Annotated in this window: 15 protein-coding genes and 2 riboswitches; of the genes, 11 read left to right on the forward strand and 4 right to left on the reverse strand. The window is 53.9% G+C overall.

Going from position 1 to position 15,161, the window contains the following annotated elements:
- Positions 1-89: 89 nt before the first annotated feature.
- Positions 90-190: riboswitch (purine riboswitch) on the forward strand.
- A 125-nt stretch (positions 191-315) separates the two neighbouring features.
- Positions 316-1,662: an NCS2 family permease gene (locus D3P08_RS02760; protein WP_119597872.1), complete on the forward strand. Its 1,347-nt coding sequence runs from the start codon at positions 316-318 to the stop codon at positions 1,660-1,662.
- Between the two features lie 79 nt (positions 1,663-1,741).
- On the opposite strand, the gene D3P08_RS02765 is transcribed toward D3P08_RS02760, so the two are convergent.
- Positions 1,742-1,930 carry a hypothetical protein gene (locus tag D3P08_RS02765; protein WP_147381768.1) on the reverse strand — a complete coding sequence of 63 codons (189 nt, stop codon included), beginning with the start codon at positions 1,928-1,930 and terminating at the stop codon, positions 1,742-1,744.
- A gap of 273 nt (positions 1,931-2,203) precedes the next feature.
- On the opposite strand from D3P08_RS02765, the gene D3P08_RS02770 reads away from it, so the two are divergent.
- From D3P08_RS02770 to D3P08_RS02785, 4 genes are read left to right on the forward strand one after another with little or no spacing between them, the layout of a single operon-like run.
- On the forward strand, positions 2,204-2,965 hold the full coding sequence (locus tag D3P08_RS02770; RefSeq protein WP_119597874.1) for a LamB/YcsF family protein: 762 nt from the start codon (positions 2,204-2,206) through the stop codon (positions 2,963-2,965).
- 29 nt (positions 2,966-2,994) lie between these two features.
- Positions 2,995-3,747 carry a 5-oxoprolinase subunit PxpB gene (pxpB, locus tag D3P08_RS02775; RefSeq protein WP_119597875.1) on the forward strand — a complete coding sequence of 251 codons (753 nt, stop codon included), beginning with the start codon at positions 2,995-2,997 and terminating at the stop codon, positions 3,745-3,747.
- A complete protein-coding gene (locus D3P08_RS02780; RefSeq protein WP_119597876.1) occupies positions 3,744-4,772 on the forward strand; it encodes a 5-oxoprolinase subunit C family protein in 1,029 nt (342 codons plus the stop codon). The genes pxpB and D3P08_RS02780 overlap by 4 nt, the downstream gene beginning before the upstream one ends.
- A 5-nt stretch (positions 4,773-4,777) precedes the next feature.
- Positions 4,778-5,245, forward strand: a complete 468-nt coding sequence (locus D3P08_RS02785) for a DinB family protein (RefSeq protein ID WP_119597877.1) — start codon at positions 4,778-4,780, stop codon at positions 5,243-5,245.
- Positions 5,246-5,329: 84 nt separating this feature from the next.
- Here D3P08_RS02785 and D3P08_RS02790 read toward each other — a convergent pair whose 3' ends face one another.
- Both D3P08_RS02790 and D3P08_RS02795 read right to left on the reverse strand, forming a co-directional pair.
- Positions 5,330-6,406, reverse strand: coding sequence for a phosphodiester glycosidase family protein (locus tag D3P08_RS02790; protein WP_119597878.1), 1,077 nt, complete (start codon positions 6,404-6,406; stop codon positions 5,330-5,332).
- Positions 6,403-6,837, reverse strand: coding sequence for a hypothetical protein (locus D3P08_RS02795; protein WP_119597879.1), 435 nt, complete (start codon positions 6,835-6,837; stop codon positions 6,403-6,405). Before D3P08_RS02795 ends, D3P08_RS02790 begins: the two co-directional genes overlap by 4 nt.
- Before the next feature lie 319 nt (positions 6,838-7,156).
- Between D3P08_RS02795 and msrA the strand changes: the two genes are divergently transcribed.
- From msrA to D3P08_RS02810, 3 genes are all read left to right on the forward strand, one after another.
- Positions 7,157-8,116 (forward strand): peptide-methionine (S)-S-oxide reductase MsrA, encoded by a 960-nt coding sequence (gene msrA, locus D3P08_RS02800; RefSeq protein ID WP_119597880.1) that lies wholly within the window; start codon positions 7,157-7,159, stop codon positions 8,114-8,116.
- Between the two features lie 24 nt (positions 8,117-8,140).
- Positions 8,141-8,752, forward strand: a complete 612-nt coding sequence (locus D3P08_RS02805) for a nitroreductase family protein (RefSeq protein WP_119597881.1) — start codon at positions 8,141-8,143, stop codon at positions 8,750-8,752.
- A gap of 241 nt (positions 8,753-8,993) precedes the next feature.
- The gene (locus D3P08_RS02810) at positions 8,994-10,250 is read left to right on the forward strand and encodes a TraB/GumN family protein (protein ID WP_162848341.1); all 1,257 of its coding nucleotides are present in this window, start codon (positions 8,994-8,996) and stop codon (positions 10,248-10,250) included.
- A 66-nt stretch (positions 10,251-10,316) separates the two neighbouring features.
- Here the strand turns inward: D3P08_RS02810 and D3P08_RS02815 are convergent, their stop codons facing one another.
- Positions 10,317-11,600, reverse strand: a complete 1,284-nt coding sequence (locus D3P08_RS02815) for a glycoside hydrolase family 18 protein (protein ID WP_119597883.1) — start codon at positions 11,598-11,600, stop codon at positions 10,317-10,319.
- A 274-nt stretch (positions 11,601-11,874) separates the two neighbouring features.
- Positions 11,875-11,973: riboswitch (purine riboswitch) on the forward strand.
- Positions 11,974-12,197: 224 nt separating this feature from the next.
- Here D3P08_RS02815 and purE point away from each other — a divergent pair.
- The 3 genes from purE to purB are packed head-to-tail and all read left to right on the forward strand — an operon-like array spanning position 12,198 to position 15,150.
- Complete coding sequence (purE, locus tag D3P08_RS02820; RefSeq protein WP_119597884.1) at positions 12,198-12,683, forward strand: 5-(carboxyamino)imidazole ribonucleotide mutase; 486 nt, start codon at positions 12,198-12,200, stop codon at positions 12,681-12,683.
- Entirely contained in the window at positions 12,680-13,849 is a 1,170-nt protein-coding gene (gene purK / locus D3P08_RS02825) for a 5-(carboxyamino)imidazole ribonucleotide synthase (protein WP_119597885.1), read from the forward strand. Before purE ends, purK begins: the two co-directional genes overlap by 4 nt.
- Positions 13,850-13,854: 5 nt before the next feature.
- The gene (gene purB / locus D3P08_RS02830; protein WP_119597886.1) at positions 13,855-15,150 is read left to right on the forward strand and encodes an adenylosuccinate lyase; all 1,296 of its coding nucleotides are present in this window, start codon (positions 13,855-13,857) and stop codon (positions 15,148-15,150) included.
- Positions 15,151-15,161: the final 11 nt, after the last annotated feature.

The following is a 15,161-nucleotide window of genomic DNA, read 5'->3' on the forward strand; positions in this document are numbered from 1 at the left end:
CCGAATAATGGGACTAAAAACTTTGACGAATATTCGTGAAAATTGTTGACAAAATGTTCGTGTCCTCCTTAATATTGATAATGGAAAACAACAACCGCATAAAAACTTTTCGTATAATCCCAAGAATCGGCTTGGGAGTCTCTACTCGGTCACCGTAAATGATCAGGCTACGAAGAGAGTGGAAGCGATTATGCGCAGCGGCCCTGCGTATGCTGCTTCTCCTTTTTGCAGAGCCTAGTAGAAATGTGTAATTTATACATTCCTATCTAGGCTTCTTTGTTTGTTCCAACACAATTTTGGGAGGGTTTTATCAAAATGAATAGTTTCTTTCGCTTGAAGGAACTGGGAACAAATGTCAGAACTGAAATTATGGCGGGGCTGACGACATTTATGACGATGGCCTACATCCTGGCTGTCAATCCGGGCATTTTGTCGGGCGCTGGTCTTGACTGGACAGGCGTTTTTCTAGCGACTGCGCTTGCGGCGGGTATTTTTACTATCGCAATGGGCTTGTTCGTTAACTTCCCTGTTGCGCTTGCGCCAGGCATGGGTCTTAACGCTTTTTTTGCGGCAACCGTTATTTCTTCGCAAGCAACGGGTACTCCGATTTCGCCGGCCGTAGGTCTTACGGCGGTATTTATTTCCGGTATTATCTTCATTATCCTGACGGTCACGCAGGTGCGTCAGATGCTTATAACAGCAGTTCCGGACAGCTTGAAGCATGCGATTACGGTCGGTATCGGCTTGTTCATCGCGATTATCGGCCTTAAGAACAGCGGCGTTATGACGCTTGTGTTCCTAGACAGCGGCGAACAGCTGATTCAGCTCGGAAGCTTCCACAATGAAAACGTGGTATACACACTTCTCGCGGTAGCGCTTATCGCGATTCTAATGGTGCTGCGCGTTCCAGGCGCGATTCTGTTCGGCATTTTGGGTACAACGGTTATCGCTCTGCTTACGGGACATGTGAATATTAAAGCGGCGCTGGAAGGCAAAACTTGGATTCCGGACTTCGGTTCGATGGCCATTTGGCATTTCGACTTTGCGGGTGTGTTCGAAGTCGGCTTGATTACGGTCATCCTGACGTTTACATTCGTAGAGCTCTTTGATACATTCGGCACGCTTGTCGGTACGGCGAACCGCGCCGGCATTATGAATAATCCGGAGGAAGGCAAAAAGCGCGTAGGCAAAGCGATGCTGGTCGACGCAGTGGCCGTAGGCGGCGGCGCTGTGCTTGGCACAAGTACGGTTACGGCTTACGTCGAAAGCTCGGCTGGTATCGCGCAGGGCGGACGTTCCGGTCTGACGGCCGTGACAACCGGCGTATGCTTCCTGCTTGCGATCTTCCTGTCGCCGCTTGTCGCTTTGGTTCCTGGCTCCGCTACGGCTGCGGCTTTGATCATCGTCGGCGTTTTGATGATGCAATCCGTGAAGGATATCGACTTCTCCGATATGGTGCATGCGATTCCGGCGTTCCTGACGCTGGCGCTGATGCCTTTCACATACAGCATCGCGAACGGTATCTCCTTCGGTATCGTATCGTACGTGCTGCTGGCTACCATTGCGAACATCGCCGGCAAAGGCAAGTACAAGGTGCACGTGCTGATGTGGATTCTTGCCTTGCTTATTATCGCCCGCTACGTTTTTATGGGCGGCGAATAAACCATCGAAATATAAAAAAGCAGCGCTGGGCCGGCGCTGCTTTTTTGTTGCTTTTAGCCGTTTGTGTTCGTTTCCTCCGTTATGGTCCGGACCCTACACTCGATACTACCCAGAAAGGCCCTTTCTTTTTCAAATAAAACACGCCCAATTCATCCCCCGTCATTCGATCCGTATACCCCGTTGCATTATACAGATGCCCATAGGTTCGATCATATCTTTCCATATTCGCGATATTGGTTGTAAAGCTGCTGACCGGGTGCAGCTTCACAAGCATATGTCTCCTAATGGTTAGCTCCGGGGATAAAAAACTAACGAACCACGATCCGATAAGAATAATGGCAAGAAGAAGGAGTAGGTTTCGCCTCCTCAATTTCATCTGTTATCACCTCGAAATTATTGTACGCCCTCTTCGTACCTACTGGCAATTTATTGAAACCCTGGTTATGTGTTTCTTTTGTGAGTCAGGTCACAAAGTGTTGAGCTTTGCGGCAATTGCGTTGTAAGCTAAAAGTACAAATTACAGAGAGGAAACGGTGGCGGCATGCATCGGATTGATCTAAATTGCGATATGGGAGAAAGCTTCGGCTTGTACCGACTAGGCTCGGATGAACAGATGATGCCGCATATTACGTCGGCGAATATCGCCTGCGGCTTTCACGCGGGGGATCCCGCGACGATCCGGTCGGCGGTGAAGCTTGCGCTCGTGCATGGCGTGGCGATCGGCGCCCATCCCGGCTTGCCTGACCTCGCGGGCTTCGGGCGAAGGAAGATGGAGATTACAGCGCAGGAAGCCTATGATATGACGATATATCAAATCGGCGCGATCCGCGCTTTTGCGGAATCGGAGGGAGGGGCGCTCTCCCATGTGAAGCCGCACGGCGCGCTCTATAATATGGCGGCGAAGGACGCCGCATTAGCCGAAGCCATTGCCGAGGCGGTTTATAAGGTGGACGGCAGCTTGCGATTGTATGGATTATCGGGCAGCGAGCTAATCCGGGCAGGGGAACGAATCGGTCTTACGGTGCTGAATGAGGTATTTGCCGACCGTGCCTATGAAGAGGACGGCTCGTTGACGCCGAGAAGCATAGAGGGGGCGATCCTCACGAGCTCTGTAAGGGCTGCGGATCAAGTCATTCGTATCATTAAGGAGGGACAGGTTCAGACTCGGACCGGCGCTTATATACCTCTAAAAGCGGATACCGTTTGCATCCATGGAGACACGCCCGGCGCGACCGGGCATGCGGCGGCTTTGAGGGAGGCGCTCCAGGACGCGGGCATTGCCGTACAATCGCCCGGGAAATAAGACAGGGCACAATTAGAGGGAGACGAGGCATGAATAAGACATATGATGTAAGTCCGATGGGCGATTCATGTATACTTTTTCGTTTGGGCGAAGGAATCGATGAGTGCACGCACCGACTGGTGATGGCGGCGGTTGGGCGGATCGAAGCAGATCGATTCGCCGGCTATGTGGAATGCGTCCCCGCGTTTGCGTCCGTCGCGGTCTACTATGAGCCGGCAGCCGTATGGCGAAGCAGAACGCCAGAAGAGTTCGCCTGTCGGTCGGTTTATGAAATTGTGCTTGGACGGCTAACTAAATTGCTTGACGGCTTGCTCCAGGATGCAGAACGCTTCTCGGATTCACCGGGCCGGATCGTGACGATCCCTGTCTGTTACGGCGGCTCGTTCGGCCCGGATCTTGAACATGTCGCCAATCATTGCGGGCTTTCGCCGCAGCAGATTATAGACCTGCACAGCGGAGGCCTTTATCTTGTGCATATGATCGGCTTTGCGCCCGGTTTCCCTTATCTGGGCGGCATGCCCCGGCAGCTTGCGGTGCCGCGCCGCGAAACGCCGCGCGCGGTCATACCTGCCGGAAGCGTCGGCATTGCAGGCGCGCAGACCGGCGTTTATCCGCTCGCGACGCCTGGCGGGTGGCAGCTGATAGGCAGAACGCCTGTTGAGCTGTTCCGTCCGGATGCCGACATGCCGAGCCTGCTTCAGGCCGGGGACCGCGTGCGGTTCCAGCCGATTACCGCCGATGAATTCGACAATTGGAAGGCTGGAGAGGAGGGGACGGCATGAGTTTGATCGTGCAGAGGCCCGGCCTGCTTGCGACAATTCAGGATTTGGGACGGCTCGGTTATCAAAAGCAAGGGGTGGTTGTCGGCGGAGCGATGGACCGGACGGCGGCACGGATCGCGAACTGGCTGGTCGGCAACGAGGAATCGGAAGCCGTGCTGGAGCTAACGCTGACGGGCGCCGAGCTCTATGCAGAGCAAGACTGTTGGATTGCGGTCTGCGGCGGCGACATGGGACCCGTTACGGACGACTTGGAGCCGGTGCCGCAGTGGAGGCCCGTACATATCGCCAAAGGGACAACGATTCGGTTCCAGCGCTGCAGGAGCGGATGCCGGACGTATATCGCGCTGGCCGGCGGCATTCGCGCGCCTGCCGTAATGGGAAGCCGAAGCACGTACCTTCGCGGACAGCTTGGCGGTTTGGAAGGACGCGCCCTCCGCGCGGGCGACCGCATTGAAGCGTCTAAGGAAGCCGGTATGCCGATTACCTCCGGGCTGCGCATGTCGCCTTCGGGTAAGCTGAAATGGCCGCTCTGGCATGCCGGAGGATTTGCGGAAGCGCCCGAGGACACGACGGTTATCCGATTGATGCCCGGCGCGCATTGGGATTGGTTGTCAGAGCGGGGGAAGCAAGACGTATTCGAGGGGCAGTACCGGATCGGCGCTTCATCGGACCGGATGGGATACAGGCTGGAGGGAAAAACGCTCGAGCTTAAGCCGGGGATGGGGGAGCTGATTTCCGAGCCTGTTGCGTTCGGCACCGTTCAGCTTCCGCCGGGAGGTCATCCGATCGTGCTGATGGCGGACAGGCAAACAACCGGCGGCTATCCTCGAATCGGCGAAGCGGCTACCGTCGACCTTCCCGTGCTGGCGCAGCTCAAGCCGGGTGACGTGATAACATTCAGACGAGTCTCCCATCGGGAAGCGGAACGGCTTCTAGTAGACTCGGAGCTGGAACTGGAAATATTGAAACGGGCAATCCAAGCAAAACGAATGAAAAGAACGACTACAGGGACGGATAAGGGGTGAATGCATTGATCAAGTTGTTTCATTCTAACTGGATAATAAGAGAGGAATGGTTTGAACTTCTTAAGCGGGTTCCAAATGAAGAGCTGCTGCGGAACCGTATAGGCGGGCAAGGGAGCATCCTTAATACGATTTTTCATATTTTGGATGTTGAGTATAGCTGGATTTGCGGGATACAAGGTAAACCGGAGGTTCAGGTCCGATTTGAGAATTATAATACGCTGGAACAATTAAAGACGCTTTCCGACTCGTGGATGCAAGAGATAAAGCTGTTTCTTGAGACTTGGTCCGATGATTTCGAAAATGATATCGTAACCGTTCCATGGAGCGAAGAGCGTTATACCGAAGGCGAAATTCTGCTCCATATCATTGCGCACGAAATTCACCACATGGGTCAGCTGTCTATATGGGCGAGAGAGATGGGGATTCAGCCCGTGTCGGCAAATGTAATTGGCAGAGGATTGTTTGTCGTGTGACGTAACGGCAGACCGAGCCAAGCTATAAAAGAAGCGCCTCGACGTCCTGCGATTAATCACAGCTCGCCGAGGCGCTTTAGTCACTTATTTAAAAAATAAAAAGTGCGTCGGCAGCTTCCGCATGCTGCCGTCCGAAGGCTTGTTAATCAGCTTGCCGTTAAACACAAGCGTAGAGGAACCGCCGCCGTCCAGATTATAGCCGTCAACAACGCCGTACCGCTTCAGAAGCTCCTGCAGCTCGGCGAGCGTGGCGCCTGAGCTGCCCGACTCATTGTAGCCGTCCGTAACGAGAATGAGCAGCTGGTCGTCTTTGTAGTTGGCGATGACGGTGCGCGGCGCGCGTCTCGGACTCGTCTGCCATTTCGCCGGAATCTGCTGAGCGACTCCGTTCTTAAGCAGAACCGGGACGAAAGATGCGCCGAACCTCGGCTCTTTGGCGTCAAGCTGCGCCTGAGTCGAGAATTTGCCGCCAATCAGTTCATTTTTTTCGTTCAGCCCGACAAAAAATAAATCCGAATAAGATGGCTCGAAGCCGGATACGTATTCTCCATTCACGATCGTCGTGCTGAGCGGGTACCGTTTGCCGCGGCCGTCGGCAAATCCGCCGGCATTGACGCCGACCGCAGCCTTATATTTTTTGACGGCCTGCAGGGTCGTCATCGCTTGTCCGACTTCGTCGCCGCCAAGAACCATCGTCATGGCGTCGTCGGCTTTTAATTGGATTTTTACCGCATAGCTTTTGAAATGCTCATGGCTCAAATAGAACAGCTGCGCGCGGAGCTTGTCCGAAGAGATGGTAGCGGCTGGTTTGCCCAGTCTGGACGTAATTTTCTGATCGTAGATGGCAAGCGGACGCTTCGCTTGGGCTGCGGCTGTTTTGGCGATGTGGTTCATTTCTTCATTTGTTCGGTTATACAGATCAAGCTGCGTTCGAATCGACTGACCGGTCAAGGCGGCCGTTTCATTCGCAAGCTCAAGTCTGGAGACCGTTTCCTCTATGTAGGCGCGAGGGGCTGCTTCATCCGCAGAATCCAGATCTTGAATGGCTTTATCCGAAATATCGATGACCACACTGGAGAACAGCAGCCACAGCATGATGCCAAGGAAGGGGGCCATTGCAAGCAGCGCCGTACGGTTTAAAGTTTTAGCGGTAATAATCATTTGAGGACATCCAAGCTTTTTTTCAGTTCATCCAACTGCTTTTTCACTTCATTCAGCTGCGTATAGAGCTTGTTGCTGTTATCGGTTTTGGTATCGGCGTTGTCTTTGGCGAACGTCAGCAGCTCGTTTAGCGCGTCGACCTTTTCCTTCAGCTGCGTAATCTCGCTCTGGTACGTTGTCTCCATCTTGGCGATGCGGCCGTCATACGCCTTTTGCATCTCCGAAATTTGCGCTGCGGTCTGACGCTCGATATCTGCGGTAATATCCCGCTGCATCTGATCCGTGTACAGCTTTGCGAAGGTTAAGCCTCCGCCTATCAATACCAGCCAAACGAAAATAAATACAATAAGCGCGGTTTTGCTTCGTTTCTTGCGCGTATTTGCAACTTGACGGCTGGATGCCGCCGTCGTTTCAAGCGTAATTTCACTCATACTCGTTCATTCACCTCTCATGCCAGTCATACTCTTGCTGGTTGAACGAACATAAAAAAGAGCTGTCCTATCCTTACAAAACGATAACCGATCGACCGCCCGCCGCTTGCTTCCTACTCTATTAAACGGTCTTTTCTGCCAGAAAGGTTGCGGATGTCACCCTATTGTAACAAACGGGCCAACCATTGTCGCCACATCTCGACATTTTGTTTGGTCCAAATTTTGGAGGGATGGCCGCCGCTTTTGTGAGGGGGAGATTCGTCATGTATAATGGAGGGAAGAATGTACTGTAAATAAGCGGATTGGAAGGATGGTTGCCATGGGACAAAATAAAGCGTTGGCGATGTTCGCGGGAGGCTGCTTCTGGTGCATGGTCACGCCGTTCGAAGAGATGCCGGGCATTATTTCCGTTGTATCGGGCTACACCGGTGGGCATACGGAAAACCCGACTTACGAAGAGGTATGCTCCGAAACGACGGGCCATGCGGAAGCGGTGCAAATTACGTATGATCCGGACATTTTCCCCTATGAAAGACTGCTTGACATCTTCTGGCGTCAGATCGATCCGACGGACGCGGGCGGCCAGTTTCACGACAGAGGCTCCTCTTATCGGACGGGCATCTATTATTACACCGAAGAGCAGCGGAAGCTGGCGGAGGCTTCCAAGGAGGCGCTGGAGAAAAGCGGCCGCTTCGACAAGCCGATCGTAACGGAGATCGAGCCGGCGGGTCCTTTTTATCCGGCTGAGGAGTATCATCAGGATTACCATAAGAAAAACCCGTACCGGTACAAAATGTACCGCAAAGGCTCGGGGCGCGACGCTTTTATCGCAGGCCACTGGAAATTGAAGAAGGATCAGAACGAGCTGAGGAAACGCCTGTCGCCGATTCAATACGAGGTGACGCAAAATAACGCGACGGAGCGGCCGTTCACCGGGGAATATTGGGACCATACGGAAGAAGGCATTTATGTCGATATCGTATCCGGCGAGCCGCTCTTCAGCTCGAAGGATAAATACGACGCGGGCTGCGGGTGGCCGAGCTTCACAAGGCCGCTGCAGAAGTCGGCGATAACCGAACATATGGACACCAGCCATAACATGGTCCGCATTGAAGTAAGAAGCCAGGAAGGGGATTCTCATCTTGGGCATTTATTTGATGACGGGCCGCGGGACAAAGGCGGCTTGCGGTACTGCATCAATTCCGCTTCCTTACGGTTTGTTCCGAAGGATCGGCTGGAGGAAGAAGGATACGGGCAGTACCGGCAATTATTTGATTAACGGGAGAAGCGGAGGAGGGTACGAATGGGGAACCAATTGATCGCGGCACAAGAGAAAGCAAGCGGCGTCGGGGTGCTGGAAGCGATAAAGGGACGGAGGTCGATCGGCCGGGTGAAGCCCGATCCCGTCGATCGGCAAATCATTGAAGCGATACTGGAGGCGGCTTCCTGGGCGCCGAGCCACCATAACACGCAGCCTTGGCGGTTTGTCGTGATGACCGGCGACGGAAGAGGCAAGCTCGGCGAAGGGTATGCGCGGGTAGCGGCTGCCGGGGCGCCCGATCTGGCTGGAGAAGAGCTGGAGGAGCGTCTGCGCAAGGAGAGGCTTAAGGCGTTCCGGGCGCCCGTTGTGATAGCCGCAATATGCTCGCCGTCGGACGATCCGAGAGCCGTGCGGGAAGAGGAGCTTGCAGCGGCGCAGACAGCGGTTCAAAATCTGCTTCTTGCGGCTCACGCCTATGGCCTCGGCGCCATTTGGCGCTCCGGCCAGCCGATGTTCGATCCGCTGATGAAAGAACAGTTCGAGCTGAAGGCGGATGAAGAAATCGTCGCCTTCATCTATGCGGGATATCCGGATATGACGCCTGCGGCGCCGCAGCGTAAGTCCGTCACGGACAAGACGATTTGGCTTGATTGAGCAATAAGCGCATATACTATCGACGACGTGGGCGAAGCGGCCGTTCCAACCATACGGGCAGCTTCGTCTTTTTTTTGTGCCTGCTATATAAAAGTATAGGTGAATGCAGAGGGAGCTCTCTCGTCATGAAATGATAGATTTGGTAGAATAGGACTAGGTTTATAGGTCGTGCAACGATGCGGCGATTTCTATGAACGCTGCCGATGCTTCCATTTTTATAAAAGGAGAGTTACATCCAAGCATGAAAAAATTAGCCGCAATCCTTATTTCTCTTGTAATGGCAGTAAGCTTCGCGACAAGCGCCGCCGGCGCTGCCGCTCCAGCGAATCCGCTTCAAATTTACGTAGACGGCGAGCTTGTTCATTTCGGCGAGGATAAGCCGGTCAAAGTAAACGGGACAACCCTTGTGCCAGTACGCATGCTTCTTGAAAAGCTACATTTTGAGATTGATTGGAATCAAGAAAGTCAGGTTGTGACGGCGACAAGCACCGACCCAAGGAACGTGGCTGTTATCTCGCTGCAGATCGGGCATGATACGGCTTATGTGAACAGCAAGCCGATGAAGCTGCTCGCCGCGCCTCAAAAAATTAACCAAAAGTCGTATGTTCCGCTGCGGTTCATTGTTGAAGAAAGCGGCTATGAGATCGAGTGGGACGAGAAGCGGAATCAAATTTCAATCGATACGGTTATCGAAAGCCGCGGGTTTTTATGGAAGGCGGAGAACGGGGATAACGTCGTCTATCTGCTCGGCTCCATTCACGTTGCCAACGAGGCGATGTATCCGCTGAGAGACGAGATTACCGAGGCGTTTTCCGAAGCCGATTATTTGGCCGTTGAAGTAGACGTTACGGTTGAGAATCCGGATTTGGGCGCATACATTGAAGATTTGGGCACGTATAAGGACGGAACGACGCTCCGCAATCATGTCTCTCCGGAAGTGTACGCGTATTTGGGCGAGCTGCTGACCGAACTGGAAGTGCCGACGGGCGCGCTTGACCCTTATGAGCCTTGGTACGCTTCGATGATTTTGGACAGCGTCGCATCCGAAGACAGCGAATATGATGCTGAGCTCGGCATCGATAATTATTTCATGAATGAAGCGTTGGAATCCAAAATTCCGATCATGGAGCTAGAGTCTTACGAATCGCAATTTAAAATGTTCGACAGCTTCTCGGACGCGGTGCAGGAGCAGCTTCTTGCAGGCTCGATCTACAGCTTCTATCAGGAAGAAGATTCAACGGATGACTTGTTTGAGATGTGGGTGAACGGCGACGTCGAACAATTGACGCAGATGGCCGTGGATACAAAGGCGGATGCGGAATATTATAAAGCGATGCTTCTCGACCGCAATGTGCTGATGGCGGATAAAATAAAAGGATTTTTGACGGGTTCTCAGCCAGCGACATATTTTGTTGTCGTCGGCGCTCTTCATATGGTTGGCGAGGACGGACTTGTCGCGCTTCTGGAAGAGATGGGCTATACGGTAACTAGGCTTTAGGCAGCGAGTGATAGGCGAGGGCCGGCGGATGCATGCATCCGCCGGCCCTCCTGTATGGTATGGGAATTATACAAGCTTTTTGATTGTAAAGTTTTCGCCAATCGTGAACCAGTTCTGCGGAAAGGCGACGCCGAGCACCCAGTAGCTGATGCCCCTTAGTCCATAGCCCTTCAAAATATCGAATTTCGCCTGCATGCTGCGCGCGTCTTCATACCAGACGACATGCTCCCGGCCTTCCTCGTCATAATAATTGAAATAAGGAGACTGCGCCTCTTCGTCGTATTGGATCGACGCGTTATATTTTGCCGCGCGTTCGACAGCCTCCTGCGGGCTGACGGTCGGCGCCCATCTGCCGCCCGGCACATAAGGCAATGTCCAGTCGTAGCCGTAAAGCGGAGCTCCCATCATGATTTTTTCCGGCGGAATGACGGTAATCGCATAATTCAATACTCTCACAACCTCGTTGATAGGGGCAACCGCGCGCGGCGGCCCTCCGGACCATCCCCATTCGTACGTCATCAGCACGACGAAGTCGAGAATCCGTCCGTGCGCCGCGTAATCATGCGCCTCGTACAGCGTACCGGTCTGCTCGGCCGAAATTTTCGGCGCCACGGCGGAAGAGACGAGGAAGCCTAAAGGATGCAACGTATCTACCAGCCTCTGCAGAAATGCGTTATACAGCTCGCGGTCCGCCGGCAGCAAATATTCGAAATCGACGTTGAGGGCGAGATAGCCTTTCTGCTGCATCACGCCGGTTATGTTGTTAATAAGCGTGGTTTGCACGTCTTGATTGGACAGGACCGAGTGGCCGATTTCGGAGCTGAAGGTGCCGTTTTCAAAGTTCGTAATAACCATCATTGGGGCTACTCGGTGCGCATATGCAGCTCCGATAACCGGCGAGTCATCGATCGGTATTAAAGAACCGTTCGCGCGAACGCGATAGCTGAATGGGCTAAGGTAAGTTAAAAATTCACCGATCTCATTGACGGTTGCCACGCCCTCCGTCCCCAATTTCTCCGTATAAGCATTCACTTCGATAACCGGCTTAGGCGCTCTCGGGATAACTAGCGTCTGCCCGGGGGCGATCGCGGCGGGGTTCGTCAAGTTGTTGGCTTCTACAAGCGCTTGAATGGAAACGCCGTACCGCTGGCCGATCTTCCACAGCGATTCGCCCGCTTGAACGGTATGAGTCGTTCCTTCCGAAGGAGTCGGCATAATCAGCGCTTGGCCGACGACAAGCTGGCTCTGCGAGGTTAAGCCGTTGGCGGCGTAGATTTGCTCGAGCGTTACGCCGTACCGCTGTGACAGCGCCCAAAGGCTATCCCCTCTTTTGACCGTATAGATTTGCATGGCGGTATACCCTCCCCATAATGGTTGCAAGACCGTTTTGTGCTCTATAGCTATCTATATTCAGCGATACCAGCCCTTAGTCAAAAACATGGAAACCATGTCCAGCGGGCATACTAATCCAGACTTTGGCTGTACAATAAGATGGTTTTAAGGAGCTTATCGACTTTATAAGACGAAAAAACGAACTTTTATTTTTAAACCTCTATTAATGTTCGTATTTTATTGACAGGCTGGTGCCGATTGGATAAACTAGAGTAGGTTTGAGGCGGAGCATGCCGCCCAATAAGAATAATCTCGTATATATTCGGGACAGGCCCGAATGTTTCTACCCGGAAACCTTAATTTCTGGACTACGAGCTTAATGAATCAGCTGCCGGCGTCAGTCCGTTCGCGCATTAGGTTGCTCTCTTGGAGAGCAGCCTTGCGTTGTCTTTAGCGGTAAGACCTGCAGCCGTTCATGATAGAACCTTCAACACGGCCTTAGGGCATTGGAGGTTTGCTCGAAGGTCCTCTAGCATATCGGTTTCTGATAGCTGCGGGACTTTTTTTATTCGTCATCAGCTACTACATTTCATGAAGGAAAGTGGGTTTGAGCTAATGTCTGCTAAGGTTGGCGTCATCATGGGCAGCAAGTCGGACTGGGACACAATGAAATTAGCCTGCGACGTTCTGGAGGAACTGCATATTCCTTATGAGAAAAAAGTTGTTTCAGCGCATCGGACGCCGGATCTCATGTTCGAATATGCGGAAACGGCGGCGGAACGCGGTCTGAAGGTGATTATTGCGGGAGCCGGCGGCGCCGCGCATTTACCCGGGATGGTCGCGTCGAAGACGACGCTGCCGGTCATCGGCGTTCCGGTTAAATCTTCGAATTTGAACGGTTTGGACTCGCTGTTGTCGATCGTGCAGATGCCGGGTGGCATACCGGTTGCGACGGTTGCGATCGGCAATGCCGGCGGCACCAATGCGGGGCTGCTGGCCGCGCAGATGCTGGGCGCGTTCGATCCGGACATTCAAGCCCGTGTAGCGGCGCGCCGCGAACGGATTAAGCGGGAAGTGCTGGAAAGCAGTGAGACGTTATGAATAAGACAGACGCGCAATCGAAGGTCATTCTTCCCGGCGGAACAATAGGCATACTTGGCGGGGGGCAGCTTGGCCGCATGATGGCGAATGCCGGAAGCGCGATGGGGTATCGGTTTATTGCGCTCGATCCGACGCCGGACTCCCCCGCGGGACAGGTAGCCGAGCAGATTACGGCAGCCTACGATGACCGCGAAGCGGCCCGGCAGCTGGCGGCACGCTCGGACGTCATCACGTACGAGTTCGAGAACGTCGACGCGGATGTTGCCGCGATGCTGATGTCGGAATCTTATGTTCCGCAAGGTAGCGAGCTGCTCTATACGACGCAGCACCGTCTGCGCGAGAAGCGGGCGATCGAAGCGGCGGGAGCGCAGGTAGCGCCTTACGCCGAAATTCGCGGCGAGGAGGAACTGCGCGAAGCTGTAAGCAGGTTCGGAACGCCTTGCGTGCTGAAGACGGCAACGGGCGGCTATGACGGGAAGGGCCAATGGGTCATTCGCGACATAGCCGAATGCGGCGAAGCTTATGCAGCGTTGTCTCGCGCGGGAACGCAGCTGGTGCTGGAGCAATTTATCGATTTTGCGATGGAAATTTCGGTTATTGCGGCGCGAAGCGCGAACGGAGAAATAAAAGCTTTCCCGCCTGCGGAAAATATTCATGTGGAAAATATTTTGCATCTTTCCATCGTGCCGGCCAGGACGGGCGAGTCGGTTCTGAAGGAAGCGGAGCGCCTCGCTGTGCGGATCGCGGAAGGGCTTGGCGTCGTCGGCTTGATCGCGGTGGAAATGTTCGTCGCGAAGGACGGCAGGCTCTACGTCAACGAGCTGGCTCCGAGGCCGCATAACAGCGGTCATTACACGATGGAGGCATGCCGGACGTCGCAGTTCGAGCAGCATGTGCGCGCAGTATGCGGTCTGCCGCTTGGCGATACGGCGCTGATGAGTCCCGTCGTGATGGTGAATGTGCTGGGACAGCATGTGGAGCCGCTGCTTGAACGGATGGCAGTCCAGGATGAGGCGTCCGAGCGGTTAGGCGTCGCGCCGAAGGTGCATTTGTACGGGAAAAAAGACGCCGTGTTCAAACGGAAGATGGGGCATGTGAATGTGCTGGGACCTACGGTTGAAGCGGCGCTTGAATGGATAAATGAAACTAAGATTTGGAAGGTGTGAGGCTCATGCTAGAACGTTACAGCAGACCCGAAATGAGAGCGATTTGGACCGAGGAAAATAAATTTAAGGCTTGGCTTGAGGTTGAGCTTTGCGCATGCGAAGCTTGGTCGGAGCTTGGCATTATTCCGAAGGAGGATGTGGAGGCGCTGCGCAAATCCGCCAGCTTCAACATCGACCGGATTTACGAAATCGAGCAGGAGACTCGTCACGACGTTATCGCGTTTACACGCGCGGTGTCCGAGACTGTCGGTCCGGAGCGCAAGTGGGTGCACTACGGCCTGACTTCCACGGACGTGGTGGACACGGCGATGGGTTATTTGCTTCGCCAGGCGAATGAGATTTTGCTCAAAGATATCGAGAAGTTTATCGCGATTCTTCGCGAGAAAGCCATTCAATATAAAGATACGCCGATGATGGGACGCACGCACGGCGTTCATGCGGAGCCGACGACGTTCGGCCTTAAGATGGCGCTTTGGTACGAAGAGATGAAGCGCAATCTGGAACGTTTCCAGCATGCTTCCAAAGGCGTAGAATTCGGCAAAATGTCCGGAGCCGTCGGCACCTACGCGAACATCGATCCGTTCGTGGAGGAATTTGTATGCCGGAAGCTCGGCATCTCGCCTGCGCCGATCTCGACGCAGACGCTGCAGCGTGACCGCCATGCGGAATATGTGGCTGCGATCGCGCTCATCGCAACGTCGCTGGACAAGTTCGCGACGGAAATCCGCGCCCTGCAGAAGAGCGAATTCCGCGAAGTGGAGGAGCCTTTCGCGAAGGGGCAGAAGGGCTCGTCGGCCATGCCGCATAAGCGGAACCCGATCGGCTGCGAAAATATTTCCGGACTGTCCCGCGTTATCCGCGGCCATATGCTGACCGCTTACGAGAACGTGACGCTGTGGCATGAGCGCGACATCAGCCATTCGTCGGCGGAGCGCGTCATCCTGCCGGACTCCACGATGCTGCTGAACTATATGCTGAACCGTCTCGGCAACATTATCAATAATTTGACCGTTTTCCCGGAAAATATGAAACGCAATATGAGCGCGACCTACGGCGTGCCGTTCTCCGGCCGCGTGCTCACGAAGCTGATCGACAAAGGCTTCAGCCGCGAGCAGGCTTACGATACGGTACAGCCTCGCGCGATGCAGGCATGGGAGACGCAGCGCCAGTTCCGCTCAATCATTGAAGAGACGCCTGAGATCACTTCGGTGCTCTCGGCGGAAGAGATTGAGGATTGCTTTAATCCGGCATGGCATTTGAAGCATGTCGATACGATATTTAATCGTCTGGGCTTAAATTAAGGAGGTCACGG

It is taken from the genome of Paenibacillus nanensis, from assembly GCF_003583765.1.
Classification (GTDB): Bacteria; Bacillota; Bacilli; order Paenibacillales; family Paenibacillaceae; genus Pristimantibacillus; species Pristimantibacillus nanensis.